The sequence below is a fragment of the Teichococcus rhizosphaerae genome (assembly GCF_002631185.1).
Lineage (GTDB): Bacteria > Pseudomonadota > Alphaproteobacteria > Acetobacterales > Acetobacteraceae > Pseudoroseomonas > Pseudoroseomonas rhizosphaerae.
The window spans coordinates 39,998-64,007 of the sequence record NZ_PDNU01000003.1 but is presented as its reverse complement, the minus strand read 5'-3'; the positions used below and the strand labels follow the sequence as shown (position 1 = coordinate 64,007).

28 protein-coding genes are annotated in these 24,010 nt (G+C 72.1%); 22 read left to right on the top strand and 6 right to left on the bottom strand.

Annotation, left to right across the window (positions count from 1 at the left end; translation table 11 throughout):
* Window positions 1–45: 45 nt before the first annotated feature.
* The 5 genes from CR162_RS02685 to CR162_RS02665 all read left to right on the top strand — a co-directional run bounded on the left by CR162_RS02685 (window position 46) and on the right by CR162_RS02665 (window position 3,555).
* Window positions 46–540: a DUF983 domain-containing protein gene (locus tag CR162_RS02685; RefSeq protein WP_099093996.1), complete on the top strand. Its 495-nt coding sequence runs from the start codon at window positions 46–48 to the stop codon at window positions 538–540.
* A complete protein-coding gene (locus tag CR162_RS02680; protein ID WP_099093995.1) occupies window positions 533–1,003 on the top strand; it encodes a UPF0262 family protein in 471 nt (156 codons plus the stop codon). Before CR162_RS02685 ends, CR162_RS02680 begins: the two co-directional genes overlap by 8 nt.
* A 100-nt stretch (window positions 1,004–1,103) precedes the next feature.
* Window positions 1,104–2,207, top strand: a complete 1,104-nt coding sequence (gene mtnA / locus CR162_RS02675) for an S-methyl-5-thioribose-1-phosphate isomerase (protein WP_099093994.1) — start codon at window positions 1,104–1,106, stop codon at window positions 2,205–2,207.
* 129 nt (window positions 2,208–2,336) lie between these two features.
* Complete coding sequence (locus CR162_RS02670; RefSeq protein ID WP_099093993.1) at window positions 2,337–3,200, top strand: transporter substrate-binding domain-containing protein; 864 nt, start codon at window positions 2,337–2,339, stop codon at window positions 3,198–3,200.
* Window positions 3,201–3,252: 52 nt separating this feature from the next.
* Window positions 3,253–3,555 carry a plasmid stabilization protein gene (locus CR162_RS02665; protein WP_099093992.1) on the top strand — a complete coding sequence of 101 codons (303 nt, stop codon included), beginning with the start codon at window positions 3,253–3,255 and terminating at the stop codon, window positions 3,553–3,555.
* A 28-nt stretch (window positions 3,556–3,583) separates the two neighbouring features.
* On the opposite strand, the gene CR162_RS02660 is transcribed toward CR162_RS02665, so the two are convergent.
* Window positions 3,584–3,997: a rhodanese-like domain-containing protein gene (locus CR162_RS02660; protein WP_099093991.1), complete on the bottom strand. Its 414-nt coding sequence runs from the start codon at window positions 3,995–3,997 to the stop codon at window positions 3,584–3,586.
* Window positions 3,998–4,124: 127 nt separating this feature from the next.
* Here CR162_RS02660 and parA point away from each other — a divergent pair, with 127 nt between their 5' ends.
* Genes parA through CR162_RS02645 form a run of 3 tightly spaced genes read left to right on the top strand, consistent with a single transcriptional unit; the run spans window position 4,125 to window position 5,667 of the window.
* The gene (gene parA / locus CR162_RS02655) at window positions 4,125–4,766 is read left to right on the top strand and encodes a ParA family partition ATPase (protein WP_099093990.1); all 642 of its coding nucleotides are present in this window, start codon (window positions 4,125–4,127) and stop codon (window positions 4,764–4,766) included.
* Window positions 4,763–5,218, top strand: a complete 456-nt coding sequence (locus tag CR162_RS02650) for a CopD family protein (protein ID WP_099093989.1) — start codon at window positions 4,763–4,765, stop codon at window positions 5,216–5,218. Before parA ends, CR162_RS02650 begins: the two co-directional genes overlap by 4 nt.
* Window positions 5,215–5,667 carry a GNAT family N-acetyltransferase gene (locus tag CR162_RS02645; RefSeq protein ID WP_099093988.1) on the top strand — a complete coding sequence of 151 codons (453 nt, stop codon included), beginning with the start codon at window positions 5,215–5,217 and terminating at the stop codon, window positions 5,665–5,667. The genes CR162_RS02650 and CR162_RS02645 overlap by 4 nt, the downstream gene beginning before the upstream one ends.
* Before the next feature lie 13 nt (window positions 5,668–5,680).
* Here the strand turns inward: CR162_RS02645 and CR162_RS02640 are convergent, their stop codons facing one another.
* Window positions 5,681–6,631, bottom strand: a complete 951-nt coding sequence (locus tag CR162_RS02640; RefSeq protein ID WP_099093987.1) for a DMT family transporter — start codon at window positions 6,629–6,631, stop codon at window positions 5,681–5,683.
* A 39-nt stretch (window positions 6,632–6,670) separates the two neighbouring features.
* Between CR162_RS02640 and CR162_RS02635 the strand changes: the two genes are divergently transcribed.
* The 6 genes from CR162_RS02635 (at window position 6,671) to glgX (ending at window position 13,475) form a co-directional block, all read left to right on the top strand.
* Entirely contained in the window at window positions 6,671–7,330 is a 660-nt protein-coding gene (locus tag CR162_RS02635; protein ID WP_099093986.1) for an NUDIX domain-containing protein, read from the top strand.
* Complete coding sequence (locus tag CR162_RS02630; protein WP_099093985.1) at window positions 7,327–8,073, top strand: alanyl-tRNA editing protein; 747 nt, start codon at window positions 7,327–7,329, stop codon at window positions 8,071–8,073. Before CR162_RS02635 ends, CR162_RS02630 begins: the two co-directional genes overlap by 4 nt.
* A gap of 5 nt (window positions 8,074–8,078) precedes the next feature.
* Entirely contained in the window at window positions 8,079–8,921 is an 843-nt protein-coding gene (locus tag CR162_RS02625; protein WP_099093984.1) for a sulfurtransferase, read from the top strand.
* Window positions 8,921–10,141 (top strand): cystathionine beta-lyase, encoded by a 1,221-nt coding sequence (gene metC / locus CR162_RS02620; RefSeq protein WP_245870093.1) that lies wholly within the window; start codon window positions 8,921–8,923, stop codon window positions 10,139–10,141. Before CR162_RS02625 ends, metC begins: the two co-directional genes overlap by 1 nt.
* 111 nt (window positions 10,142–10,252) lie before the next feature.
* Window positions 10,253–11,224: a Bug family tripartite tricarboxylate transporter substrate binding protein gene (locus CR162_RS02615; protein WP_099093982.1), complete on the top strand. Its 972-nt coding sequence runs from the start codon at window positions 10,253–10,255 to the stop codon at window positions 11,222–11,224.
* Between the two features lie 94 nt (window positions 11,225–11,318).
* Window positions 11,319–13,475 (top strand): glycogen debranching protein GlgX, encoded by a 2,157-nt coding sequence (gene glgX, locus CR162_RS02610; protein ID WP_099093981.1) that lies wholly within the window; start codon window positions 11,319–11,321, stop codon window positions 13,473–13,475.
* Between the two features lie 55 nt (window positions 13,476–13,530).
* Here glgX and CR162_RS02605 read toward each other — a convergent pair whose 3' ends face one another.
* Entirely contained in the window at window positions 13,531–14,142 is a 612-nt protein-coding gene (locus tag CR162_RS02605) for a Fur family transcriptional regulator (RefSeq protein WP_099093980.1), read from the bottom strand.
* A gap of 63 nt (window positions 14,143–14,205) precedes the next feature.
* Here CR162_RS02605 and hisI point away from each other — a divergent pair, with 63 nt between their 5' ends.
* The 8 genes from hisI to CR162_RS02565 all read left to right on the top strand — a co-directional run bounded on the left by hisI (window position 14,206) and on the right by CR162_RS02565 (window position 20,462).
* Entirely contained in the window at window positions 14,206–14,613 is a 408-nt protein-coding gene (gene hisI / locus CR162_RS02600; protein WP_099093979.1) for a phosphoribosyl-AMP cyclohydrolase, read from the top strand.
* Entirely contained in the window at window positions 14,603–15,703 is a 1,101-nt protein-coding gene (locus tag CR162_RS02595) for a CobW family GTP-binding protein (RefSeq protein ID WP_099093978.1), read from the top strand. The genes hisI and CR162_RS02595 overlap by 11 nt, the downstream gene beginning before the upstream one ends.
* A gap of 102 nt (window positions 15,704–15,805) precedes the next feature.
* The gene (locus CR162_RS02590; protein ID WP_099093977.1) at window positions 15,806–16,456 is read left to right on the top strand and encodes a GOLPH3/VPS74 family protein; all 651 of its coding nucleotides are present in this window, start codon (window positions 15,806–15,808) and stop codon (window positions 16,454–16,456) included.
* A 57-nt stretch (window positions 16,457–16,513) separates the two neighbouring features.
* Entirely contained in the window at window positions 16,514–17,221 is a 708-nt protein-coding gene (locus tag CR162_RS02585) for an SDR family oxidoreductase (RefSeq protein ID WP_099093976.1), read from the top strand.
* Between the two features lie 96 nt (window positions 17,222–17,317).
* Complete coding sequence (locus CR162_RS02580) at window positions 17,318–17,965, top strand: GNAT family N-acetyltransferase (protein ID WP_099093975.1); 648 nt, start codon at window positions 17,318–17,320, stop codon at window positions 17,963–17,965.
* The gene (locus CR162_RS02575; RefSeq protein ID WP_099093974.1) at window positions 17,962–18,852 is read left to right on the top strand and encodes a carbon-nitrogen hydrolase family protein; all 891 of its coding nucleotides are present in this window, start codon (window positions 17,962–17,964) and stop codon (window positions 18,850–18,852) included. The genes CR162_RS02580 and CR162_RS02575 overlap by 4 nt, the downstream gene beginning before the upstream one ends.
* Window positions 18,849–20,003, top strand: a complete 1,155-nt coding sequence (gene lpxB, locus CR162_RS02570; protein WP_099093973.1) for a lipid-A-disaccharide synthase — start codon at window positions 18,849–18,851, stop codon at window positions 20,001–20,003. Before CR162_RS02575 ends, lpxB begins: the two co-directional genes overlap by 4 nt.
* Before the next feature lie 24 nt (window positions 20,004–20,027).
* Window positions 20,028–20,462, top strand: a complete 435-nt coding sequence (locus CR162_RS02565; RefSeq protein ID WP_099093972.1) for an acyl-CoA thioesterase — start codon at window positions 20,028–20,030, stop codon at window positions 20,460–20,462.
* A gap of 34 nt (window positions 20,463–20,496) precedes the next feature.
* Here the strand turns inward: CR162_RS02565 and CR162_RS02560 are convergent, their stop codons facing one another.
* The 3 genes from CR162_RS02560 to CR162_RS02550 are packed head-to-tail and all read right to left on the bottom strand — an operon-like array spanning window position 20,497 to window position 23,995.
* Window positions 20,497–21,564 (bottom strand): ABC transporter ATP-binding protein, encoded by a 1,068-nt coding sequence (locus CR162_RS02560; protein WP_099093971.1) that lies wholly within the window; start codon window positions 21,562–21,564, stop codon window positions 20,497–20,499.
* On the bottom strand, window positions 21,561–22,562 hold the full coding sequence (locus tag CR162_RS02555; RefSeq protein WP_099094287.1) for an ABC transporter ATP-binding protein: 1,002 nt from the start codon (window positions 22,560–22,562) through the stop codon (window positions 21,561–21,563). Before CR162_RS02555 ends, CR162_RS02560 begins: the two co-directional genes overlap by 4 nt.
* The gene (locus tag CR162_RS02550; RefSeq protein WP_099093970.1) at window positions 22,562–23,995 is read right to left on the bottom strand and encodes an amidohydrolase family protein; all 1,434 of its coding nucleotides are present in this window, start codon (window positions 23,993–23,995) and stop codon (window positions 22,562–22,564) included. The genes CR162_RS02555 and CR162_RS02550 overlap by 1 nt, the downstream gene beginning before the upstream one ends.
* Window positions 23,996–24,010: the final 15 nt, after the last annotated feature.

Here is a 24,010-nt window from a genome sequence, read left to right as displayed (position 1 = left end):
CAGGGCCGAAGCGATCGAACGAACGATAAAGCCAGGACCAGGACCATGGATCGCCCGCCCGAGAGCTGGACGCCGGATCGCGAAGCCCCGACCGACACCCTGCCCCTGCCACCCTTCACCACCATGCTGAAGCGGGGCGCGATGAACCGCTGCCCCTTCTGCGGCGAGGGCAAGGTGTTCCGCGGCTATCTCAGCGTGGTGCCGGAATGCAGCAACTGCGGCGCCGAGCTCGGCCGCCTGCGCGCCGACGACGCGCCGCCCTACTTCACCATCTTCATCGTCGGCCACATCTTCGTGCCGGTCGTGTTCTGGGTGGAGAAGGCCTATGAGCCGCCGATGTGGCTGCACATGGCGGTGTGGCTGCCGCTCTTCGCCATCCTCTGCATGCTGGCGCTGCGGCCGATCAAGGGCGCGGTGGTGGGCTGGATGCTCCGCATCGGCCTGACCGGCAACGAGAACGATGCGCCGGTGGTGCGCCGGCGAGATGGCACGGCGAAGCCCGTGGTGGTGAACCCCTCGGTGCAGCGCGGCGATGCTTGACCAGCGGCTGGTCCGGATCTGCCTGCCGGACACCGCCCCCCTCCCCAACCCCTATGCGGAGGCCGACCGCGCGCAGGCGGTGACCGACCTGCTGGCCGGCAACCGCTTCGACCCCGCCGGCCTGCCGCCCGGCCCCTATGTGCTGCACCTGGAGGTGCGCGACGGCCGGCTGGTGTTCGACATCCACGATGCGCGGGACATGCCGCTGCGCATCATCGCGCTCGCCCTCGGCCCGTTCCGGCGGCTGATCAAGGACTACCACCTGGTGGTCGCCAGCCACGAGCAGGCGGTGACGGAGGGTGGCTCGGAGGCCCGCATCCAGGCCATCGACATGGGCCGGCGCGGTCTGCATAACGAGGGCGCCGAGCTGCTCTGCCAGCGCCTGGACGGCCGCGTGACGCTGGACTTCGAGACCTCCCGCCGGCTCTTCACCCTGGTCTGCGCCCTGCACCAGCGTATCTGACCCGTCCGCTTCACATGACGCGGAGGCGCCGGAGGGCCTATATGCGGGGGCCGAAATCCTCCCCGCCCGCGCGCGGCCCCCACGGACGGAGACTGCCTCCATGAAGATCGACGGCGTTCCCTATCGCAGCGTCTGGGTTGACCCCGAGGATGGCTGGTCCGTCCGCATCCTGGACCAGACCCGCCTGCCCTGGACGGTCGAGATCCTGCGCCTGACGGACGAGAGGCAGGTGGCGCACGCCATCAAGTCCATGCAGGTGCGCGGCGCGCCGCTGATCGGGGCCGTGGCCGCCTATGGGCTGGCGCTCGCCCTGCGGCGCGACGATTCGGACGCGGCGCTGGAAGCCGTTGCCGCCATGCTGGGCCGCACGCGCCCCACCGCCATCAACCTGCGCTGGGCGCTGGACCGCATGTTGCGGGCGCTCCGCCCCGTGGCGCCCGGCCGGCGGGCGGCCGCCGCCTATGCCGCCGCCGCCGACATCGCCGAGGACGATGTGGAGACCTGCCGGCGCATCGGTCAGCACGGGCTGCCTCTGTTGCAGGCGATCGCCGCCCGCAAGCCGGGCAAGCGGGTCAACATCCTGACCCATTGCAATACGGGCTGGATCGCCACGGTGGATTACGGCACGGCGCTTTCGGTCATCTACCAGGCGCATGACAGCGGCCTGCCCGTGCATGTGTGGGTGGACGAGACCCGCCCGCGCAACCAGGGCTCGGCCCTCACCGCCTGGGAGCTGGGCAAGCACGGCGTGCCGCACACCGTCATCGCCGACAATGCCGGCGGCCACCTGATGCAGCATGGGGAGGTGGACATCGTGCTGGTGGGCACGGACCGCGTGACGCGCCAGGGCGACGTGGCCAACAAGATCGGCACCTACCTCAAGGCGCTGGCGGCGCATGACAACGGGGTGCCCTTCTGGGTGGCGCTGCCGCATTCCACCCTGGACATGAGCGTGCGCGACGGCGTGCGCGAGATCCCGATCGAGGAGCGCGACGCGCGCGAGGTGCTGGAAACCACCGGCCAGACCTGGGACGGGCGCGTCGAGACGGTGCGCACCGCCGCCCCCGGCAGCGCGGGCCTGAACCCGGCCTTCGACGTGACGCCGGCCCGCCTCGTCACCGGCCTGATCACCGAGCGGGGCCGCTGCGAGGCGTCCGAGACGGGCCTGCGCGGCCTTTATCCGGAGTTCGCGGCCGCCGCCTGAGGCCCGCGCCCGGCCGGAAGGGGGGGATGCGCCGTGCCCCCCTTTCCTCTTCGCTCCAGGCGTTGCACGCTTCTTGCAAACGGGTTGGCTGTTTCCGGCCATGACCCGGCCACAGGGAGTGTCTCACTGATGCGTCGTCTTGTTCTCACCGCCTTCCTCGCCGCGCCGCTGGCGCTGGCCGCGCTGTCCGGCGCCGCCCAGGCCCAGCAGGGCCAGGCGCCGCAGCCGCTGCGCACGGCGGTGGACGGCACCTTCGCCCCCCATGCCTTTCCCAAGCTCGATGGGGGCGTGCAGGGCTTCAACGTCGATCTCTTCACCGAGGTGGCGCGCCGCATGGGCCGCCCCATCACCATGGACAGCGCCAGCTTCTCCGGCCTGGTGCCCGCGCTGAACGCCGGGCGCTACGACTTCCTCGCGGCGCCGGTGACGGTGACGCCGGAGCGCGCCGAGAACCTGCTCTTCACCGAGGGCTACCTCTACACCGAGTTCCAGTTCGGCATCCGCAAGGGCACGGCGCCGATCAAGTCGCTGGAGGACATCCGCGGCAAGGCCATCGCCGTGAACAAGGGCTCGGCCTACGATGCCTGGGCGCAGAAGAACGCGGCGCAGCTGGGCTTCACGGTGCAGACCTTCGACAGCCAGCCCGACGCGGTGCAGGCCGTGGTCGCCGGCCGCGTCTTCGCGACCCTGGGCGGCAACACCACCATCCGCTATGCCGCGACGCGCGCGCCCATGCTGGTGCCGGACTTCACCATCAAGGAGACCCGCGCCCACTGGGCCGCGCCCTTCCGCAAGGACAATGCCGAGCTGCGCAACGCGGTGGAGAACGTGCTGGAGTGCATGAAGCTCGACGGCACGGTGGCCAGGCTGTCCGAGAAGTGGTTCGGCACCAAGCCGGCGGCGGATGACGCGGAGAACACCCCCTTCCCCGGCTATGGCGTGCCCGGCCTGCCGGGCCACGACCCCACCCCGCACACGCCGCGCTGCGGCTGAGCCGGGAACCGCGCGGCGGGCCGGGCGTTCCTTCCGCGGAAGGAGACCGGCCATGCCGCGTGGCGACAAATCGGCCTACACCGACAAGCAGAAGCGCAAGGCAGCGCATATCGAGGAAGGCTACGAGGCGCGCGGCGTCCCCGAGGCGGAAGCCGAGCGCCGCGCCTGGGCCACGGTGAACAAGGATTCGGGCGGCGGCAACAGGAGCGGCTCCGGCCGCGGCCATCCGGACACCAACGCCGCCGCGCATGAGGGCGGCCGGAAAGGCAGCGAAGCCTCCGCCCAGCGCCCTGCGGCGGCCCGCTCGGCCTCGGCGAAAAAAGCCGCCGAGACGCGCCGCGCGCATCATCACTGAGGGGAGCCGGCGGCTCCCCTTGCCTTCCTCAGCGCTGGCGCCAGGGCAGCCCCTCGGCCTTCCAGCCGCCCACCGTGCCGCGGTGGCCGCTGGCATCCGGCGGCCCTTCAAAGCCGTCGGCCACGTTGTAGGCGTGCTGGAACCCGGCCGCTTGCGCCGCCTGGGCCGCGGCCAGGCTCCGCGCGCCGGAGCGGCACAGGAAATACAGCTTGTTCAGCGGCGTCAGCCCCGCCTTGCGGAGGTGGTCGGGAAAGGCGCCGTTCACCTGCATGCTGGGATAGACCTGCCAGGGGATCAGCACCGGCTGCTTGCCCGCCTCGCCGAGATCCGGCAGGCCGACGAAGTTCCATTCGGCATCGGTGCGCACATCCACCAGCACGGCGTCGGGGTCGGCGCGCAGCGCGTCCCAGGCGGCGGCCGGGGTCACATCTTCAACGCTCATGGCGGAACTCCTTTCCTCGTTCTGGGCCGCAATGTGGGCCCAGGCCCGCGCCGCGTCCATGCCGCTGGCACCGCCGCCCCCGGCAAGGCAGGATGCGCGGCACCCGCAAGCGGCAGGAGGGGGATGGATGGCACTCGTGGTGGCGGTGGCGCAGCGCAAGGGCGGCGCCGGCAAGTCGACCGTGGCCGCCACCCTGGCGACCGCCCTGGCAGCCGCCGGCCACCGCGTCGCCCTGCTGGACAGCGACCCGCAGCAGACCCTGGCGCGCTGGCACCAGGCGCGGCACGGCCAGGCTCAGGCCGCCCCCCTGCGCTTCGAGGCCGTGGCCGGCTGGCGCATGCCCGCCGCGCTCGACCGGCTGCGGCGGGAGCACGACTTCCTGATCATCGACACGCCGCCGCATGCCGACACCGATTCGCGCATCGCCATCCGCGCGGCCGATCTGGTGCTGGTGCCGTTGCAGCCCTCCCCCGCCGACCTCTGGGCGATGGACGCCACGCTGGAGCTGGCGGCGGCCGAGCGCCGCCCCGTGCGGCTGCTGATGAACCGCGTGCCCGCCAGCGGCCGCCTGCGCGGCGAGATCGCGGCGGAACTGGCGGAGCGGGGGCTGCCGGTGCTGGAGCCGGCGCTCGGCAACCGCACCGCCTTCGCCAGCGCCTTCGCGCAAGGACTGGGGGTGGCGGAAGCCGCGCCGCGTGGTACCGCCGCCACCGAGGCGCGCGCCCTGGCGCGGGCCATCGAGGATCACGGCAAGGGACGACCGGCATGACGCTAGTTTATGTGCTTCACCTCCTGGCGGCGGTGCTCTGGGTGGGCGGAATGGCCTTCTCCATCCTGGCGCTGCGGCCAAGCCTGGCCACGCTGCCGGGGCCGCAGCGCCTCGCCGTGCTGGGCGGCACCTACCGGCGCTTCTTCCTGGTGGTCTGGCACGCCATGCCGGTGATGCTGGCCAGCGGCTACGCGCTGCTCTTCGGCTGGTATGGCGGCTTCGCCGGCACGGGCTGGCACGTCCACACCATGCACCTCACCGGGCTGATCATGTCCGCCCTGTTCCTCGCCCTGTTCTTCGGCCCCTGGAATGCGATGCGCGCCGCCCTCGGCGCCGGCCAGGACGCGGAGGCGGCCGCGGCGGCGGACAAGGTGCGCCGCCTCGTCACCATCAACCTGGCGATCGGCCTGTTCACCGTGGCCGTGGCGGGCTGGGGCCGCTTCGGCGGGTGAGCGCGGCGGCCGGCATCGAGTTCGTCGCGGACAACAAGGGCTCCGAGGCGCAGGCGGTGCTGGCGGGCCTGGCCGAGCACCGCCGCGCGGCCATGGCGGCGCGGCCCGGGGCGCTGGTGTCCCACCCCCTCTGCTTCCTGCGGCGGGACGAGGCCGGCACGGTGCGCGCCGGGCTGGTGGGCGAGGTGACGATGGACTGGCTGTTCATCGACAAGTTCTGGGTCGATGAGAGGCTGCGCGGCCAGGGCACCGGCACCGCCCTGCTCGCCGCCGCCGAGGCGGAGGCGCGGCGCCTCGGCGCGGTGGGGGCGCATCTCTACACCAGCAGCTTCCAGGCGCCGGGCTTCTACCGCAAGCACGGCTTCCGGGAGGTCGGCCGGCTGGAAGGGCGCCCCTCCGGCCACCACCGGCTGTGGTTCGCCAAGCGGTTCGGGGCGGCGCCCGGCTGAGGCGGGCGGCGGCTCAGCGCTTCAGGCCGAGCCGCACCTCGCGGTGCCAGATATAGAGGCCCGACGCCACCAGCACGGCGATGCCCACGAAATCCCAGGCCCGCGGCAGCTCGCCCCAGATCAGCACGCCGAGGCTCATGGTCCAGAGCAGGCCGGAATACTCGAAAGGGGCGATCAGCGTCGTCTCGCCGCTGCGGTAGGCGGCCGTCATCAGCAGTTGCGCCACCGCCGAGATCAGCCCCACCGCCGCCAGCAACGCCCATTGCTCCGGCGTGGGCCACACCCAGCCCGGCAGCGCCGCCACCGCCCCCACCAGCGTGCCGCCGATGGCGAACCACAGCACGATGGTGGTGCCGCTCTCCCCCAGCTCGCCCATGCGGCGGATGCTGATCATGGCCAGCGCCCAGGCCACGGCGCCGCCCAGCACGGCGGCGGCCGGCAGCGCCGGCAGCGCCTCCCCCGAGAAGCCGGGGCGCAGCATCAGCAGCACCCCGCCAAAGCCCACCAGCACGGCGCTGCACCGCCGCCAGCCCACCTTCTCCCCCAGCAGGGGCACGGACAGGGCGGTGAGGAAGAGCGGCATGGTGAAGCCCAGCGCCGTCACCGTGGCCAGCGGCAGGTGGACATAGCCGTAGAAGCTGCCGAACATGCCGCCCAGCCCGAACAGGATGCGCAGCAGGGTCCAGCCTGGGCTGCGGGTGGCCAGCAGGCCGCGGCGCTCGGCCGGCGGCACCGTGGCCAGCGCCAGCAGCACCAGCGGCGGGATGGCGAACAGGTTGCGGAACAGGATGACCTGCATCACGGGGATGGCGCCGCCGAGCAGCTTCACCGCCACGGCGGCGAGGGCGAAGGTGAGGGCGGCGCCCATCACGCAGAGGATGGCGCGGCGGCGCGCGGCGAGCTGCGCGGCCCTGTCATCGGGAAGGGCCGGCGGGGCATGGACGAGGGGAATGGGGCGGCTCATGATCGTGGCGTTTCCAGACGAGGTTAGGCTGCCCCCCGCATGAAGGCCAGACCACCCGCCTCCCGGCCACCCAAGGCGCCGCCGGTGCCGCCGCACCCGCTCTACATGCCCGAGAGCGACGAGGTCGCCTGGTCCGGCCGGTTCGCGCTGCAGGTCGTGCGCTTCCGCTACCGGCGCAGCGACGGCACGCCCTCCGCCCTGCTCACCTGGGAGATGTGGCGGCGCGGCCAGGGCGTGGTGATGCTGCCCTACGACCCCCGCACCCGCCGCGTGGCGCTGATCGAGCAGTTCCGCCTGCCCGCCCTGGCCGCGGGCGAGGAGCCGGTGATGCGCGAATGCCCCGCCGGCCTGCTCGGCGCGGGCGAGGACCCTGGCCAGGCCGCGCTGCGCGAGGTGGAGGAGGAGACCGGCCTGGTGCCCGACCGCGTGGTGCCGATCGGCCAGTTCATGCTGATGCAGGGCGGCAGCGACGAGCGGATGCACTTCTATTGCGGCCGCGTGAGCCTGCCCGATGAGGGGCTGCTCGGCCTGCGCGGGCTGGAGGAGGAGGGGGAGGAGACCCGCATCCTGGTGCTGCCGCTGGAGGAGGCGCTGGCCCAGCTCGCCCGCAACGAGATCCGCAACGTCACCGCCGCGCTGGCCCTGCTCTGGCTGCAGGCCAACGCGCCCCGCCTGAATACCGAATGGATGGACCCATGACCGAGATGCTGTTCCGCACCGAGCCCTATGCCCGCGAATGCACCGCCAGGGTGGTCTCCGCCGGGCCGGAGGGCGTGGTCCTGGACCGCACCGTGTTCTACGCCCAGGGCGGCGGCCAGCCAGGCGATGCCGGCCTGCTGCGCTGGGAGGGCGCGGAGATGCCCCCTGGAGAGATGCCCCCTGGAGAAATGCCCGTGACCAATGCGGTGAAGGGCGAGAACGGCACGGTGCTGCACGTGCCGGCCGCCGGCGCCCCCCTCCCCGCTCCCGGCGCGGAGGTCACCGCCGTGCTGGACTGGGAGCGCCGCCACCGCCTGATGCGCATGCACACCACCCTGCACCTGCTGTGCAGCCTGATCCCCGGCGCCGGCGTCACCGGGGGGCAGATCGGCGTGGAGAAGTCGCGCCTCGATTTCGACTTGGCCGAGCCGCCCACCAAGGAATGGCTGAGCGAGCGCCTGACGGCCCTGGCCGCCGAGGACCACGCGGTGGGCGAGCGCTGGATCACCGAGGCGGAGCTGGACGAGAACCCGAACCTCGTGCGCACCCTGTCCGTGAAGCCGCCGCGCGGGGCGGGGCAGGTGCGGCTGGTGCGCATCGGCGCCGAGGCGGCGCCGGTCGATCTCCAGCCCTGCGGCGGCACGCATGTGGCCCGCACGGGCGAGATCGGCGCCGTGACCGTCGCCAAGCTCGAGAACAAGGGCAAGCAGAACCGGCGCGTCTACGTGACGCTGGAAGGCTGAAGCGGATGGAAAACCTCGTCTCCACGGAATGGCTGGCGGCCGAGCTCGGCAAGCCGGACCTTCTGGTGTTCGACGCCACCAAGTACCTCCCCAACGAGCCCCGGGACGCCAGGGCCGAGTTCGCGGCCGCGCACATCCCCGGCGCAGCCTTCTTCGACATCGACGAGGTGGCGGACCCCGAGACGGACCTGCCGCACATGGCCCCCACCTCCGGGCGCGCCGCGCGGCTGCTGGGGGCCTTGGGCATCTCCAACCACCACCGCGTGGTGTTCTACGACCAGAAGGGGCTGTTTTCGGCCGCGCGCGGCTGGTGGCTGATGCGGCTGTTCGGCCACGAGAACGCCGCCGTGCTGGATGGCGGCCTGCCCAAATGGCTGGCCGAGGGCCGCGACACCGCCGCCGGCACCCCCGCCGCGCCGCCGCGGCAGGATTTCTGGGCCGATTTCATCGCCCGCCGCCTGGCCGGCATCGGTGACGTGAAGCGCATCGTGGCGGACCGCTCGGCGCTGATCCTCGATGCCCGCGCCAGGGGCCGCTTCGACGGCACGGCGCCCGAGCCGCGGCCCGGCCTGCCCTCCGGCCACATGCCGGGCGCCGCCAGCGTGCCCGTGACCGAGCTGCTGGCGCCCGACATGACCCTGCTGCCGCCCGAGCAGCTCCGCGCCCGCTTCGCCGCGGCCGGCGCGGATGGCAGCCGCGCGCTCGTCACCTCCTGCGGCACCGGCGTCACCGCCTGCGTGCTGGCGCTGGCGCTGGTGCGGGCGGGGCTGCCGGAGCCCGCCGTCTATGACGGCTCCTGGACCGAATGGGCCAGCCGGCCCGAAACCCCGAAGCAGAGCACGCCCTGATGCCGGACAACCTCCCGCCCAAAGCAAAGCACGGCGCCAATTCCGGCCATGGCTTCGCCACGCGCATGGCGCATGGCGGCCGGCCCGGCCTGCGCGAGCATGGCTTCGTCAACACGCCGGTCCATCGCGGCTCGACGGTGCTCTACCCCTCCTGCGAGGCGCGCGGCGCGCTCAACGCCCGCTCGCTCGAGCAGGTGATGACCTATGGCACCGCCGGCGGCCCCACGCATTTCGCGCTGGAGAACATGGTGGCCGAGATCGAGGGCGGCACGCGCGCCCTGATCACCGGCACCGGCCTCGCCGCCTGCACCCTGCCGCTGATGGCCTATCTCTCGGCCGGCGACCACTGCCTGATCCCGGACAGCGTCTATGGCCCGACGCGCCGCGTGGCCGAGGGCATGCTGAAGCGCTTCGGCATCGAGACCAGCTACTACGACCCGACCATCGACGCCGCCGGGCTGCAGGCGCTGCTGCGCCCGAACACCAGGGTGCTCTACACCGAGAGCCCGGGCAGCCACACCTTCGAGATGCAGGACATCCCGGCGCTGGCCGAGGTGGCGCATGCCCATGGCGCCAAGGTGCTGATGGACAACACCTGGGGCATCCACCACTTCCAGCCCTTCACCAAGGGCGTCGATGTCTCGATCCAGGCGCTGACCAAGTATGTCGGCGGCCATTCGGACGTGCTGCTGGGCAGCGTCACCGTGGCCACGGAGGAAGATTGGCGCATCGTGGCCGGCGCGGCGCGCGAGATCGGCCACTATGCGAGCCCCGACGATTGCTGGCTGGCGCTGCGCGGCCTGCGCTCCATGCCGATGCGGCTGAAGCACCAGTATGAGGCGGGCCTCGCCGTCGCGCGCTGGTTCGAGGGCCGGCCGGAGGTGCTGCGCGTCATCCACCCTGGCCTGCCCAGCCACCCGCAGCACGCGCTGTTCAAGCGGGACTTCACCGGCGGCTGCTCGCTGTTCGGCGTGGTGTTCCAGCCGCGCTACGACGTGAAGCAGGTCGAGGCGGTGATCGACGGGCTGAAGCTGTTCGGCATCGGCGCCTCCTGGGGCGGCTATGAGAGCCTGGCGCTGCCCACCACCAACCACATCACCCGCACCGCCACCAGCACCGGCATCCTGGAAGGCCCGACGGTGCGCTTCCATATCGGGCTGGAGGAGCCGGCCGACCTGATCGCCGACCTGGAGGCGGGGCTCGACACCCTGCCGCGCTGATGCCTCCGGCGCGGGGGGCGCCCGCCGCCACCCCGCCCCGGGCGTTTCCGCCCGGGGCGGATCTGCTCTAGCCTGCCCCCGACGAATCACGAGAACGGGGGAACACCACTCATGCCGACACGCCGCCAGGCCCTGGCCGGGGCCGCCGCCCTGGCCCTCGCCCGCCCCGCGTCCCTGCGGGCCGCGGGCTATCCGGAGCGCCCGGTCAGCCTGATCATCGGCTATGCGCCGGGCGGGCTGACCGACGTGATGGTGCGGCTGGTGGCCGGGCGGATGCAGCAGGAGCTGGGCCAGCCGGTGGTGGTGGAGAACCGCACCGGCGCCGCCACCGCCATCGCCGCCAATGCCGTGGCCCAGGCGCGGCCCGATGGCCACACCCTGCTGATCGGCACCAACAGCCTGGCCATCAACCCCGCCCTCACCCCCGGCGCCATGCCGGCTGACCCGGTGGCGGCGTTCGACCCGATCGGCGAGGTCTATTACAGCCCCTTCGCGCTCGCGGTGCGAACCGGCGTGGAAGCGCGCGACCTGGCCGGGCTGATGGCCCTGGCGCGCGAGAAGCCCGGTCACCTCAACTATGGCAGCTCCGGCTCCGGCTCGGTGAACCACCTGCTCACCGAGCTGCTGCTGCAGCGGGCGGGCGCGCAGATGACGCACATCCCCTTCCGCGGCGCCGGCCCCGCCCTGCTGGAGCTGCAGGCCGGGCGGATCGACCTGTTCTACGCCACGCCGCTCGATGTCCGGCCGCTGGTGCAGGAGGGCAAGGCGCGGCTGCTGGCCATCTCCTCGCCCGAGCGCATCCCCGCCCTGCCGGAGCTGCCCTCGGTGGCGGAAAGCTTCGAGGGCTGCGCGGGCGTGCTGTGGCAGGGGCTGTTCGCCCCGGCGGGCACGCCCGAGCCGATCCGCGCCCGGCTCCATGCCGCGCTGCGCAGCGCCCTGGCCGACCCCGCGCTGCGGGAGCGCGTGACCAGCCAGGGCGTGGTGCTGATGGAGGGCGACGCGGCCGCGCTGCGCCAGCGGCTGGAGGCGGAGATGCGGCTCTGGCCGCAGATCATCCGGGATGCCGGCATCACGCCGGGCTGAGCGCGCGGGAGGGCGGCGGATTTCCGCCGCGCCCCGCAACCCGGGGCGTGGCTTCGGCGCTTAGGCAGGGCATTCCCCCAACGAGGACACCCCTGTGCCCCCCGCCATCAACGTCTCTCGCATTTCCGAAGGGCGGCCCAACCCCCTGGGCGCCACCTGGACCGGGCTCGGCGTGAACTTCGCCCTGTTCTCGGCCCATGCCACCAAGGTCGAGCTGTGCCTCTTCGATGCCAGCGGCGAGACAGAGCTGGAGCGGATCGAGCTGCCCGAATACACCAACGAGGTGTTCCACGGCTTCCTGCCCGACGCACGGCCCGGCACCATCTACGCCTACCGCGTGCACGGCCCCTACGCGCCGGAGGAAGGGCACCGCTTCAACCCGAACAAGCTGCTGCTGGACCCCTACGCGCTGAGCCATGTGGGGGACCTGAAGTGGGACCACGCGCTGTTCGGCTACACTATCGGGCACGAGGCGGAGGACCTCTCCTTCGACGAGCGCGACAGCGCGCCCTTCATGCCGAAGTGCCGCGTGGTGGACCCGGCCTTCACCTGGGGCAACGACCGGCGCCCGCGCATCCCGTGGGAGCGCACGATCTTCTACGAGACCCACGTGAAGGGCCTCACCATGCGCCACCCGCTGGTGCCGGAGGACCGCCGCGGCACCTATTCCGGACTTTCCAGCCGGGAGGTGATCCGGCACATCAAATCGCTCGGCGTCACGTCCGTCGAGCTACTGCCGGTGCACTTCTTCCTCAACGACGACTACCTGCTCAACAAGGGGCTGGTGAACTACTGGGGCTACAACACGCTGGGCTTCTTCGCCCCGGCGCGGCGCTACGCCCGCAACCAGGACTTCGCCTTCGCCGAGTTCAAGGAGATGGTGGCGCGGCTGCACGATGCCGGGCTCGAGGTCATCATGGACGTGGTCTACAACCACACGGCCGAGGGCAATGAGCGGGGCGCCACGCTGTCCTTCAAGGGCATCGACAACGCCAGCTACTACCGCCTGCTGCCCGACCAGAAGCGCTACTACATCAACGACACGGGCACCGGGAACACGGTGAACCTCTCGCACCCGCGCGTGCTGCAGATGGTGACGGACAGCCTGCGCTACTGGGTCAACGAGATGCATGTCGATGGCTTCCGCTTCGACCTCGGCACCATCCTGGCGCGCGAGCCGCACGGCTTCGACGAGCAGTCCGCCTTCCTCAAGGCCTGCATGCAGGACCCGGTGCTGTCCGACGTGAAGCTCATCGCCGAGCCCTGGGATATCGGCCCGGGCGGCTACCAGGTGGGCAACTTCGCCCCCGGCTGGGCGGAATGGAACGACAAGTACCGCGACACGGTGCGCGCCTTCTGGGTGGGCGAGGAAGGCAAGGCGCCCGATCTCGGCAACCGCCTGTCCGGCTCGGCCGACCTGTTCGACCACCATGGCCGCAAGCCCTGGGCCAGCGTGAACTTCCTGGCCGCGCATGACGGCTTCACGCTGAACGATCTCGTCAGCTACAACGAGAAGCACAACGAGGCGAATGGCGAGGAGAACCGCGACGGCCATTCGCACAACTACTCGTACAATTACGGCGTCGAGGGCCCGACCGACGACCCCGAGATCAACGCCCTGCGCGAGCGGCAGATCCGCAACATGCTGGCCACGCTCTACCTCAGCCAGGGCACGCCGATGCTGCTGGCCGGCGACGAGTTCGGCCGCACCCAGCAGGGCAACAACAACGCCTATTGCCAGGACAACGAGATCTCCTGGCTCGACTGGGACCTCAAGGACAAGGGCAAGCGCCTCGTCGCCTTCACCCGCCGCCTGGCGCGGCTGCGGGACCGCTTCCCCGTGCTGCGCCGCGGCCGCTTCCTGTCCGGCGAGTTCCACGAGGCGAGCGGCGTGAAGGGCCTGTCCTGGTACAAGCCCTCGGGCGAGGAGATGGACAGCGCGGACTGGGAGGACCCCAACACCCGCTGCTTCGCCCGGATGCTGGACGGCCGCGCGCAGGAAAGCGGCATCCGCCGCCCCGGCCATGACGCGACGCTGCTGATGATCATGAACGCCCACCACGAGGCGGTGGAGTTCACCCTGCCGGAATGCCCGGACGGCGCGGCCTGGATCCGCCTGCTCGACACCAACATCTTCGGCACGGAAAAGGATGCCGAGGAGGCCTTCGGCATCGGCGAGACCTATACGGTGACGGGGCGGTCCCTGCTGCTGTTCTCCCTGCAGCGGGAGGAAAAGGAAGAAGGCAACTAGGAGGCTTCCGGCGGGGCGCCAGGGCGGCCGGCGGGCCGGCCGGCAAGCCAGGGGGTCATCGGCCGCTCGCGGCGCTGCCCTCCTGGCCATGCGCGCCGGCCGCCTGCGCCGCGGCGCAGGCGGCGCAAAGCCCCTCCACCTCCACCGTGGCATTGCCGATGCGGAAGCCCGCGCGCCGCGCCGCGTCGTCCAGCGCATGCGCCACCGCGTGGTCGCTCAGTTCCACGGTGAGGCCGCACTGGCGGCAGATCAGGAACTGGTGGGCATGGTCGTGCCCATGCCCCTCCTGGTGCGCGTGGCCCGCTTCGACGCAGCCAATGAAGGCGTTGAGCCGCTCCACCTTGTGGATCAGCCCCTGCTCCAGCAAGAAGTCCAGCGCCCGGTAGACGGTGGGCGGCGCCGCGCCGGGGCGCTGGGCCTTCAGCCGGTCGAGCAGCGCATAGGCGCCGAGCGGCTGCTCCGCCTCCAGCACCAGTTCCAGCACCTGCCGGCGCAGCGGCGTGAGCTGCACGCCGGCGCGCAGGCAGCGCGCCTCGGCCGCCAGCAGGGCCGGCTCCACGTCATGGGCCGGTCTGTCGGGCCCGCTCCGCTGCGGCCCACTCCGCTCCGGCCCGTTCCGCGCCCCGCCCGGGGGCATCCCCGCAGCACTGCCCTGCCCTGCCGCCATGTCCTCTCTCCCGCGCCACACAGATGTTATATAGTAACCCGACCTGAGTGGAGAAACCGCCCCATGCCGGTTGCCGAACCCGCCGCCCGTGCCCGCTTCCTCGCCGCCACGCGGTTCAACGAACAGGGGCTGGTGCCCGCCATCGCCCAGGACCACGCCACGGGCGAGGTGCTGATGATGGCCTGGATGAACGCCGAGGCCCTGGAGGAGACGCTGGCCACCGGACGTGTGGTCTATTTCAGCCGCAGCCGCAACGCGCTCTGGCGCAAGGGCGAGACCTCCGGCCAGGAACAGCATCTGGTGGACCTGCGCCTGGATTGCGATGGCGACACCATCCTGGCGCTGGTGACGCAGAAGGGCGTGGCCTGCCACACCGGCCGCCGCTCCTGCTTCTACCAGGCGCTGCGCGGGGGGGAGCTGGTGCCCATCGCCGCGCCCGCGGTGGACCCGGCGGTGCTCTATGGGCGCTGAGACCGAGCGGGCGTCCCCGCCCGCGAAGCTGCCCGTGACGCTGCTGACCGGCTTTCTCGGCGCCGGCAAGACCACGCTGCTGAACCACCTCCTGCAACAGCCGGAGATGGCCGGCACCGCCGTGCTGATCAACGAGTTCGGCGAGATCGGGCTGGACCACCTGCTGGTGGAGACGGCGGAGGAGGATGCGGTGCTGCTGCAGGCGGGGTGCCTGTGCTGCACCATCCGCGGCGACCTCGCCCTGGCGCTGGGCCGTGTCGCGCAGCGGGTGCGGGACGGCCAGCCGCTGCGCCGCGTGGTGATCGAGACCACCGGCCTCGCCGACCCGCTGCCCATCCTGCAAACCCTGATGGCCGAGCCCGCCGTGGCGCGGGACTTCGTGCTGGACGGGGTGGTGACGCTGGTGGAGGCGGTGAACGGCGCCGCCACGCTGGACCGCCAGCCGGAGGCGGTGCGGCAGGTGGCGGTGGCCGACCGGCTGCTGCTGAGCAAGACCGACCTCACCCCGGCCGAGAGCGTGGCGGCGCTGACGGCGCGGCTGCGGGCGCTGAACCCGGGCGCGGTGCCCCTCACCATCACGGGCGGCATGGTGGCGCCGGACGCGATCCTGGGCTGCGGCCCCTTCGACCCCGCCATGCGTGGCCCCGGACCGCGCGGCTGGCTGGACGAGGCGGCCTGGGCGGAGGCGCCCCATCACCACCATCCTCACGACCACGGGCATGGCCACCACCACGGGCACGACCCGAACCGGCACGACGCGCGCATCCACGCCTTCTGCCTGACCTACGACACGCCGCTGCCCTGGGAAGGGCTGGCCACCTGGCTGGAGGTGCTCACCGCCACGCGGGGCGATGCCGTGCTGCGGGTGAAGGGCATCCTCGACCTGGAGGGCGAGGACCGGCCGGTGGTGATCCATGGCGTGCAGAGCGTCTGGCACAACCCCGCCCGTCTTTCCGCCTGGCCGGCGGGGCAGCCGCGACGCTCGCGGCTGGTGTTCATCCTGCGCGACATGCCGCGCGCGGCGATCGAGGAAGGCATCGCCGCCTTCTGCCAGGCGGCCAGGACGGAGGCGCGGATCGCGGCGGGCTGAGCGGAGGCGGCTTTCTCCGCGCCGTGTCCCGTGCTGGCTAAACCCAGGCGCTTTTCCGGCTTTAGTATCCCCGCGAAACCACAAAGCCGGAGAACGCCCATCATGCCGCTGACCATGCCGGAGGAGATCCTCCTCCTCATGCTCGATGACGAGAGCGGCCGCCTGACCGACCGCGCCGCCCCTTCCGGCGACCACGCGCTGGCCGGGGCGATCCTCGCCGAACTGGTGCTGGAGGAGCGGATCGGCGTGGAGCCCGGGCGCATCACGGTGCGCGACCCCGCTCCCACCGGCGACGCGGTGCTGGACGAGGTGCTGGCGCGCATATCCGCCGAGCCCGAGACGCAGGGGGGGCGCCGCTGGATCGAGACCCTGGCGCGCGAGGCCGACCGGTACCGCGACCACTACTTCAACCGCCTGGTCGAGCGCGGCATCCTGCGGGCGGAGGAAGGCCGCTTCCTCTGGATCTTCCCCGAGCGGCGCTACCCGGTGGTGTCCGACAAGGAGGAGCGCGAGGTGAAGGCGCGGCTGATGGGCGTCATCTTCGAGGATGGCGTGCCGGAAACCCGCGACGCCCTGCTGATCGGGCTGACCCGCGCGGCCGGCCTCTTCCCCATGCTGCTGGCGCCGGCCGAGCTGGAGCGCGCCCAGCCGCGCATCGACGCCGTGACCGAGATGGAGACGCTCAACCGCAGCCTGTCCGCCGCCGTGCGCGACATCTTCACCGAGGTGGCCCGCTACGCTCCGATGATGTGAAGCGCCGCGCCGCCGCGCCGCCGGCATCGCGGAACGGCGGCCCGCGTTCAGCCCGTCATGAGCCAGAACACATCCTCCCCCGTCGCCCTCGTCAGCGGCGCCGCGCATGGAATAGGCGCCGGCATCGCCCGCCACCTGAAGCGGGAAGGCTGGCGTGTCGTCACCGCCGACCTCAACCCCGGCGACGCGGGCACGCGCCACGCGATCGCCGACGTGGCCGACGAGGCGGCGGTGCGGGCGCTGGTCGCCGGGGTGGAGCAGCAGGAAGGGCGGCTGGACGCGCTGGTGTGCAATGCCGGCATCATGCTGCGCAAGCCGCTGGCCGAGCTTTCGCTGGCCGAATGGAACAAGGTGCTGGGCACCAACCTGACCAGCGCCTTCCTGCTGGCGCGCGCGGCGCAGCCGCTGCTGAAGGCGGCGCGCGGCAGCATCGTCACCATCGCCTCCACCCGCGCCCACATGTCGGAGCCGGACACGGAGTCCTATTCCGCCAGCAAGGGCGGCATCCTGGCGCTGACCCATGCCCTGGCCGTCAGCCTCGGGCCGGAGGTGCGCGCCAACTGCGTCAGCCCGGGCTGGATCGACGTGAGCGGCGAGGCGCTGCGCCCGGAGGACCACGCCCAGCATCCGGCGGGGCGCGTGGGCCGGGTGGAGGACATCGCGGCGCTGGTGGCGTGGCTGGTGGGGCCGCAGGCGGGCTTCGTCACCGGCGGCGAGTTCATCGCCGATGGCGGCATGACCCGGAAGATGATCTACGCCGGGTGAGCGGCCGGGGGATGCGGGGGGGGATGCGGGCGGCGCCCCATCCCCGGCGCCCCTCCCCCCTTGGCCATCGCCGCCGATCTGCTTTATCGGGGAGGGATGGGCACCCCTCCCCTCCGCTTCGAGACGCTGCGCGGCGCCGCGCTGCACCCCCTCCTGCCGGCCCTGGCCCGGCTGCGCATCGCCGTGTTCCGCGACTGGCCCTATCTCTACGAGGGCGACGAGGCCTACGAGGCTCGCTACCTGCGCGCCTATGCCGACGCTCCCGGCGCCGCCGTGGTGGTGGCGCTGGATGGCGGCACGCCCGTGGGCATCGCCACCTGCGAGCCGATGGCCGAGACCCATGGCACGGTGCGGGACGCCTTTCTCGCCGCCGGGCTGGACCCCGCCCGCTACACCTATTTCGGCGAGAGCGTGCTGCTCGCCCCCTATCGCGGCCAGGGCGCGGGGGTGGAGTTCTTCCGCCGGCGGGAAGCGCATGCCCGCCAGCTCGGCACCGACCATGCCACCTTCTGCGCCGTGCAGCGCGACGATGGCGACCCGCGCCGCCCCGCCGCCTACGTTCCGCTCGACGGCTTCTGGCGCAGGCGCGGCTACACTCCCTGCCCCGGCCTCGCCTGCACCATGGCGTGGCGGGAGCCGGACGGCGCGGGCGAGATCCCGCACACCCTGTCCTTCTGGCAGAAATCCCTCGCCTGGGACGCTCCCGCCGGAGCCCCCTCCCCGATGCCGGAGCCCCGAGCATGAGCACGACCCTGCGCCTCGCCCTGCTGCAATATCCGGTCGAGCGCCCCGGCAGCGTCGCCGCCTGGGAGGCCAAGCTGGATCGCTGGCTGGACGAGGCCCGCCTGCGCGGCACGCAGATGGCGGTGCTGCCGGAATATGCCTGCGTCGAGCTGGGCTCCGCCCTCGCCGGCAAGTCCCCCGCGAGCGAGGCTGAGGAGCTGGCGGCCATGGTGGAGGCCACGCCCGCCATCCTCGCCTCGATGCGCCATGCCGCGCGCCGCGCCGGGCTTTGGCTGGTGCCCGGCTCCCTGCCGATGCGCGGCGCCGACGGCGCCATCCGCAACCGCGCCCCGATGATCACGCCGGAGGGCATGCTGGCCTTCCAGGACAAGCACGCCATGACGCGCTTCGAGACGGAGCGCTGGGGCATCGCCTCCGGCGCGGCGCCGTCGGTGTTCGAGACGCCCTGGGGCCGCATCGGCCTGTCCATCTGCTATGACAGCGAGTTCCCCAAGCATGTCCGCGCCCAGGTGGAGGCCGGCGCCTGGCTGGTGCTGGTGCCCACCTGCACCGACACGCTGCACGGCTTCAACCGCGTGCGCTTCTCCGCCGCCGCGCGGGCGCTGGAGAACCAGTGCTTCGTCGCCATCGCGCCCACGGTGGGCGAGGCCGCGTGGTCGGCGGCGCTGGACCGCAACCGGGGCCATGCGGCGGTGTTCGGCCCGATCGACCACGGCTTCCCGGAGGACGGCGTGATCGCGCAAGGGGCGCTGGACACGCCCCAGTGGATCTATGCCGACCTCGACCCCGCCCGCATCGCGCGGGTGCGGGAGGAGGGCGCGGTGCGCAACCACCGCGACTGGCCGCGCCAGGGCTTCCCCGAGCCGGCCGTGGCGCGCTTCGCGTGACGCTGCTCTACCTCGTCGCCGGCGAGGCCTCGGGCGACATGCTGGGCGCGCGGCTGATGGCCGCGCTGCGCCGCCGGCGCCCGGACCTCGCCTTCGCCGGCGTCGGCGGCGAGCGCATGGCCGAGCAGGGCTTCGGCAGCCTCTTCCCCATGCGCGAGCTGGCGCTGATGGGGTTCCTGGAGGTGCTGCCCAACCTCCGCCGCCTCGCCCGCCGGCTGGACGAGACGGCGGCCGACATCGCCGCGCGCCGCCCGGCGCTGATCGTCACCATCGACAGCCCCGGCTTCACCCTGCGCGTGGCCAGGCGCGCCAAGGCACAGGGGTTCCGCGTGGCGCATTACGTGGCGCCGCAGGTCTGGGCCTGGCGCCCGGGGCGGGTGAAGCGCATCGCCCGCGAGGTGGACCGCATCCTGGCCCTCCTCCCCTTCGAGGCGCCCTTCTTCGAGAAGGCCGGCATCCCGGTCAGCTTCGTCGGGCATTCCATCCTGGAATCCGGCGCGGACCGGGGCGACGCCGCGCGCTTCCGCGAAACCTACGGACTGCGGCCGGAGGAGCGCGTGCTGCTGGTGATGCCCGGCAGCCGCCGCAGCGAGGTGGGGCGGCTGCTGCCGGTCTTCGGCGAGGCCCTGAAGCGCCTCGCCGGCCGCGTGCCCGATCTGCGCCCGGTGGTGCCGCTGGCCGGCCCGGTGGAGGAGGCGGTGCGCGCGGCGGCCAGCGACTGGCACCCCGCCCCCATCCTGCTGCGGGGCGTGGCCGAGAAATACGACGCCTACGCCGCCGCGCGCGAGAATGGCGCCGGGCTGGTCAAGTCCGGCACCTCCTCGCTGGAGGTGGCGCTGGCCGGCGTGCCCATGGCGGTGGGCTACCGCGTCAACCCGCTCAGCGCCGCGATCGCCCGGCGGCTGATCAAGGTGCGCTTCGTGTCCATCGTCAACCTGCTGGCCGACGCGCCGGTTATCCCCGAGTTCCTGCAGGAGCGCTGCACGCCGGAGCTGCTGGCGGCCGAGCTGGAGCGGCTGCTGACCGATCCCGGCCCCGTGGCCACCCAGCGCGCCGGCTTCGAGCGGGTGATGAGCCAGCTGCGCCCGGCCCGGGGCCTGCCCAGCGAGGCCGCGGCGGATGCCGTCCTCGCCATGCTCGACGAAGGCTGAACAAGCACAACCGGAGGCCACGCCATGCCCAACGATCCCGCGCTGAAGATCGCCGACACCTTCCCCTTCTGGACGGAGGAGCGGGTGCGCTTCGGCGACACGGACCGGCTCGGGCACGTCAACAACGCCATCTATGGCACCTACCTGGAAACGGCGCGGGTGGAGCTGATGCAGCAATTGCTGCGCGGGCCGGAAACCTATTTCGTGCTGGCCCGCATGAGCCTCGACTACCTCGCCGAGATGAAGGAGCTGGGGCCGATCCGCATCGGCACCGCCATCACCGGCATCGGGCGCAGCTCCTTCACCACCGGGCAGGGCATCTTCCAGGGGGAGATGTGCTCGGCCACGGGCGAGGGGGTGGTGGTGCTGGTGGACGCGGAAACACGCCGCTCGACGCCGTTGCCGGAGGACGTGCGGGCGGCGCTGGAGAAGCTGAAGCCAAAGAATCCGGGGGAATGAATTCCCCCAGACCCCCATCTTCTTTCTGTCAGTTTCAGGCAGCCGCCTTGCGGCGGGCGGCGTCGTAGAGGGCGAGGCGCTTCGCCGCCGCCTCGGTGAGGCCGCCGGAATAGTCGAGGCCCGGATCCGGCAGGGTTTCCGCGAAGTGGCAGGCCACCTTCTGGCCGGGCGCGATCTCGCGCAGCGCCGGCACTTCCTGCTTGCAGCGCGCCTGGGCGAAGGGGCAGCGCGTGTGGAAGCGGCAGCCCGGCGGCACCGCCATCGGGCTCGGCACGTCGCCGCCGAGCGGGGTCACGCGCCCGCGCCGCGCCGGGTCGGGGTGCGGGATGGCGGCCAGCAGGGCGCGGGTATAGGGATGGCGCGGATTGGCGAACAGCTCGTTCTTGCCGCCGATCTCCATCACAGCGCCCAGATACATGACGGCGATGCGGTCCGCCATGTGCTTCACCACCGCCAGGTCGTGCGCGATGAACAGGTAGGACAGGCCGAGCCGCGCCTGGAGGTCCTTCATCAGGTTCACCACCTGCGCCTGGATCGACACGTCCAGCGCCGAGACCGGCTCGTCGCACACCACCAGGTCCGGCTCGACCGACAGGGCGCGCGCGATGCCGATGCGCTGCCGCTGCCCGCCCGAGAACTCGTGCGGGTAGCGCTCGGCATGGAAGGGCGCGAGGCCCACCAGCCGCAGCAGCTCATGGACCTTGGCCCGGCGGCTCTCGGCATTGCCGATGCCGTGCACCACCATCGGCTCGGCGATGGCGTCGCCCACCGTCAGGCGCGGGTTGAGGCTGGCATAGGGATCCTGGAAGACGATCTGCATGCGCCGCCGGAGCAGCCGCATGGCACCGCCTTCCACCTTGGTCACGTCCTTCCCCTCGAAGCGGATGGTGCCGGCCGAGGGCTCGATCAGCCGCAGCACCAGCCGCGCGGTGGTGGACTTGCCGCAGCCGGACTCGCCCACCAGCGCCAGCGTCTCGCCGCGGTCGACATGGAAGGAGACGCCGTCCACGGCGCGCACCGTGCCGACCTGCTTCTGGATCACCACGCCCTTCTTCACCGGGTAGTGCTTGGCCAGGCCGGAGACTTCCAGCAGGGGGCTCATGCCGCGCTCTCCAGGGACAGGGCGTTCTCGACGGGCGCGCGGATGCAGGCCGCCTGGTGGCCGGGCGTGATCTCGCGCAGCGGCGGCAGCTCCGCCCGGCAGGGGGCGATGGCGAAGGGGCAGCGCGGGTTGAAGCGGCACCCCTCGGGGAAGGCGAAGGGCGGCGGCACCGCGCCATCGATCGCCAGCAGCCGCTCGCGCTCCTCGTCGAGGCGCGGCACGGAGCCCAGCAGGCCCAGCGTGTAGGGGTGCTGCGGGTCCTCGAACAGCGCGCGGGCCGAGGCGCGCTCGGCCACCTTGCCGGCATACATCACCGCCACCTCGTCCGCCATCTCGGCCACCACACCGAGATCGTGGGTGATCAGGATGATGGACATGCCGGTCTCCGATTGCAGCTCGCGCAGCAGGTCGAGGATCTGCGCCTGCACCGTCACGTCGAGCGCGGTGGTGGGCTCGTCGGCGATCAGCAGGCGCGGCTCGCAGGCCAGCGCCATGGCGATCATCACGCGCTGGCGCATGCCGCCCGAGAGCTGGTGCGGGTATTCCTCGAAGCGCCGCTCGGGCGAGGGGATGCGCACGCGCTTCAGCGCCGCGATCGCCTTGTCCTTCAGCGCCGAGGCGCCGAGGCCGGGCGAGTGGACCTGCATCGCCTCGATCAGCTGCCGGCCCACGCTGTGCACCGGGTTCAGGCTGGTCATCGGCTCCTGGAAGATCATGGCGATCTGCCCGCCGCGCACCTGCCGCATCTCGGCGGTGGAGAGCTCCAGCAGGTTGCGCCCTTCGAGCAGCACGCGGCCTTCCACCGTGCGGCCGGGGGGAGGCACCAGCCGCATGATGGAGAGCGACAGCATCGACTTGCCGCAGCCGCTCTCGCCCACGATGCCCAGGGTGCGCCCGCGCGGCACGGAAAGGTCGATGCCGTCCACGGCGCGCACCAGGCCGGAGGAAGTCTTGAAGACCGTGCGAAGGCCCTCGATACGCAGAAGATCCGGCTGCATCACGCCCATCGGAAAGTGGGAGGGGAAATCTTGTCGACCGGGCGGTGCGCCCAGTCCTGCTGCGGCGCGCGGTCGAGGATGCGCTTCTGCGCCTCGTCCAGATGCGCCGCGGCGCCTTCGTAGTCCATGGTGAGCACCTTGCCGTCCTTCACCACCACCTGCCCGTCGATGTGGACGGAGCGGATGGCGCGGTCGCCGGCCGCGTAGATCAGGCTGCGCATCGGGTCGCGCGCGGGGCGCATCTGCGGGTGCGTCACGTCCACCATCACGAAGTCGGCGCGGCAGCCGGGCGCGAGCCGGCCGATGTCGTCGCGGTTCAGCGCCTGGGCGCCGCCGATGGTGGCGGCATCGAACAGGTCGGTGGAGGACAGGCTGCGCGGATCGCCCGACTGGGTGCGGGCGAGATAGGATACGAGGCGCAGCTCATCGAGCATGTTGTGCGGGTAGGTGTCGGTGCCGACGCCCATGTTCACGCCCCGCTTGCGGTAGCGCCCGAAGGAGCGCATGGCGATGCCGCGGCGGGCGAACACCGTCGGGCAGTGCGCCACGGTGGTGCCGGTGGCGGCGAGGCGGTCGAGGTCGTTCTCGGTGTGCCAGCGCGTGCTCGGGTGGTCGTCGAGGAAGATGCCATGGCCGATGATGGAGCGCTCGGAGAGCAGGCCCATCTCGTCCAGCCAGCCGATCGGCGTCAGGCCGTGGCGACGGGTGATCTCGTGGAACTCGACGACGCTCTGCGCCGCGTGGATCTGCCAGGACAGGCCGCGCGCCTTGGCCTCCTGGAAGCTGTCCTTCAGCAGGGTCTCGGAGCAGGTGTCGATCTGCGCCGGCACCACCATGCCGAAGAGGCGGCCGGATTCGTGCTGCTCGGCGCGCTGGATGAGGTTCAGCGCCTCGCCCATCGACTTCTCGCCCGCCTTCTCGTCCCACTCGTACTCCACCACATGGCCGTTCTTGGTGAACCAGCGGGCGGAGCGGAACATCGGCGCGATGCAGACCCGCATGCCGCTCTCGGCCAGCAGGTCGAGCCAGCCGGGATGCGCCATGGACAGGTCGGCGACCGTGGTGACGCCGGAGAGCAGCAGCTCGGAGAGCGCCACGCGGACGCAGGAGGGCACCGCCTCCGCATCCGCCCGGAAGATCGGCATGTATTCGTAGAGCGAGGAATTGTAGAGGCCGGGGGAGCCGATCTCGTCGATCAGCCCCTTGTTCATCGGCTCGGAGGAGGGATGGCAGTGGATGTTCACGAGGCCGGGCATGACCATCATGCCCTTGCCGTCGATCACCTCATCGGCCGGGCCGTCATAGCCGCGGCCGACGAAGGTGATCTGGCCGTCCCGGTAGGCCACCTCCGCATCCGTGAGATAGATGTGCTGCTTCTCGGCCGCGTCCCAGGCGATCACCAGGTCGGCGTTGCGGATGACGGTGGTGGTCATGGTCCCTGCCCTTCC

Coding starts and splice junctions, on each gene's coding strand:
- CR162_RS02685 (WP_099093996.1), top strand. CDS start 46: ATGGATCGCCCGCCCGAGAGCTGGACGCCGGATCGCGAAGCCCCGACC.
- CR162_RS02605 (WP_099093980.1), bottom strand. CDS start 14,142: ATGGCGGCAGGGCAGGGCAGTGCTGCGGGGATGCCCCCGGGCGGGGCG.
- CR162_RS02670 (WP_099093993.1), top strand. CDS start 2,337: ATGCGTCGTCTTGTTCTCACCGCCTTCCTCGCCGCGCCGCTGGCGCTG.
- metC (WP_245870093.1), top strand. CDS start 8,921: ATGCCGGACAACCTCCCGCCCAAAGCAAAGCACGGCGCCAATTCCGGC.
- CR162_RS02665 (WP_099093992.1), top strand. CDS start 3,253: ATGCCGCGTGGCGACAAATCGGCCTACACCGACAAGCAGAAGCGCAAG.
- CR162_RS02580 (WP_099093975.1), top strand. CDS start 17,318: ATGGGCACCCCTCCCCTCCGCTTCGAGACGCTGCGCGGCGCCGCGCTG.
- CR162_RS02635 (WP_099093986.1), top strand. CDS start 6,671: ATGAAGGCCAGACCACCCGCCTCCCGGCCACCCAAGGCGCCGCCGGTG.
- CR162_RS02630 (WP_099093985.1), top strand. CDS start 7,327: ATGACCGAGATGCTGTTCCGCACCGAGCCCTATGCCCGCGAATGCACC.
- CR162_RS02565 (WP_099093972.1), top strand. CDS start 20,028: ATGCCCAACGATCCCGCGCTGAAGATCGCCGACACCTTCCCCTTCTGG.
- CR162_RS02640 (WP_099093987.1), bottom strand. CDS start 6,631: ATGAGCCGCCCCATTCCCCTCGTCCATGCCCCGCCGGCCCTTCCCGAT.
- hisI (WP_099093979.1), top strand. CDS start 14,206: ATGCCGGTTGCCGAACCCGCCGCCCGTGCCCGCTTCCTCGCCGCCACG.
- CR162_RS02615 (WP_099093982.1), top strand. CDS start 10,253: ATGCCGACACGCCGCCAGGCCCTGGCCGGGGCCGCCGCCCTGGCCCTC.
- CR162_RS02560 (WP_099093971.1), bottom strand. CDS start 21,564: ATGAGCCCCCTGCTGGAAGTCTCCGGCCTGGCCAAGCACTACCCGGTG.
- CR162_RS02595 (WP_099093978.1), top strand. CDS start 14,603: ATGGGCGCTGAGACCGAGCGGGCGTCCCCGCCCGCGAAGCTGCCCGTG.
- parA (WP_099093990.1), top strand. CDS start 4,125: ATGGCACTCGTGGTGGCGGTGGCGCAGCGCAAGGGCGGCGCCGGCAAG.
- mtnA (WP_099093994.1), top strand. CDS start 1,104: ATGAAGATCGACGGCGTTCCCTATCGCAGCGTCTGGGTTGACCCCGAG.
- CR162_RS02590 (WP_099093977.1), top strand. CDS start 15,806: ATGCCGCTGACCATGCCGGAGGAGATCCTCCTCCTCATGCTCGATGAC.
- CR162_RS02625 (WP_099093984.1), top strand. CDS start 8,079: ATGGAAAACCTCGTCTCCACGGAATGGCTGGCGGCCGAGCTCGGCAAG.
- CR162_RS02550 (WP_099093970.1), bottom strand. CDS start 23,995: ATGACCACCACCGTCATCCGCAACGCCGACCTGGTGATCGCCTGGGAC.
- CR162_RS02555 (WP_099094287.1), bottom strand. CDS start 22,562: ATGCAGCCGGATCTTCTGCGTATCGAGGGCCTTCGCACGGTCTTCAAG.
- CR162_RS02575 (WP_099093974.1), top strand. CDS start 17,962: ATGAGCACGACCCTGCGCCTCGCCCTGCTGCAATATCCGGTCGAGCGC.
- CR162_RS02585 (WP_099093976.1), top strand. CDS start 16,514: ATGAGCCAGAACACATCCTCCCCCGTCGCCCTCGTCAGCGGCGCCGCG.
- CR162_RS02650 (WP_099093989.1), top strand. CDS start 4,763: ATGACGCTAGTTTATGTGCTTCACCTCCTGGCGGCGGTGCTCTGGGTG.
- CR162_RS02680 (WP_099093995.1), top strand. CDS start 533: ATGCTTGACCAGCGGCTGGTCCGGATCTGCCTGCCGGACACCGCCCCC.
- CR162_RS02660 (WP_099093991.1), bottom strand. CDS start 3,997: ATGAGCGTTGAAGATGTGACCCCGGCCGCCGCCTGGGACGCGCTGCGC.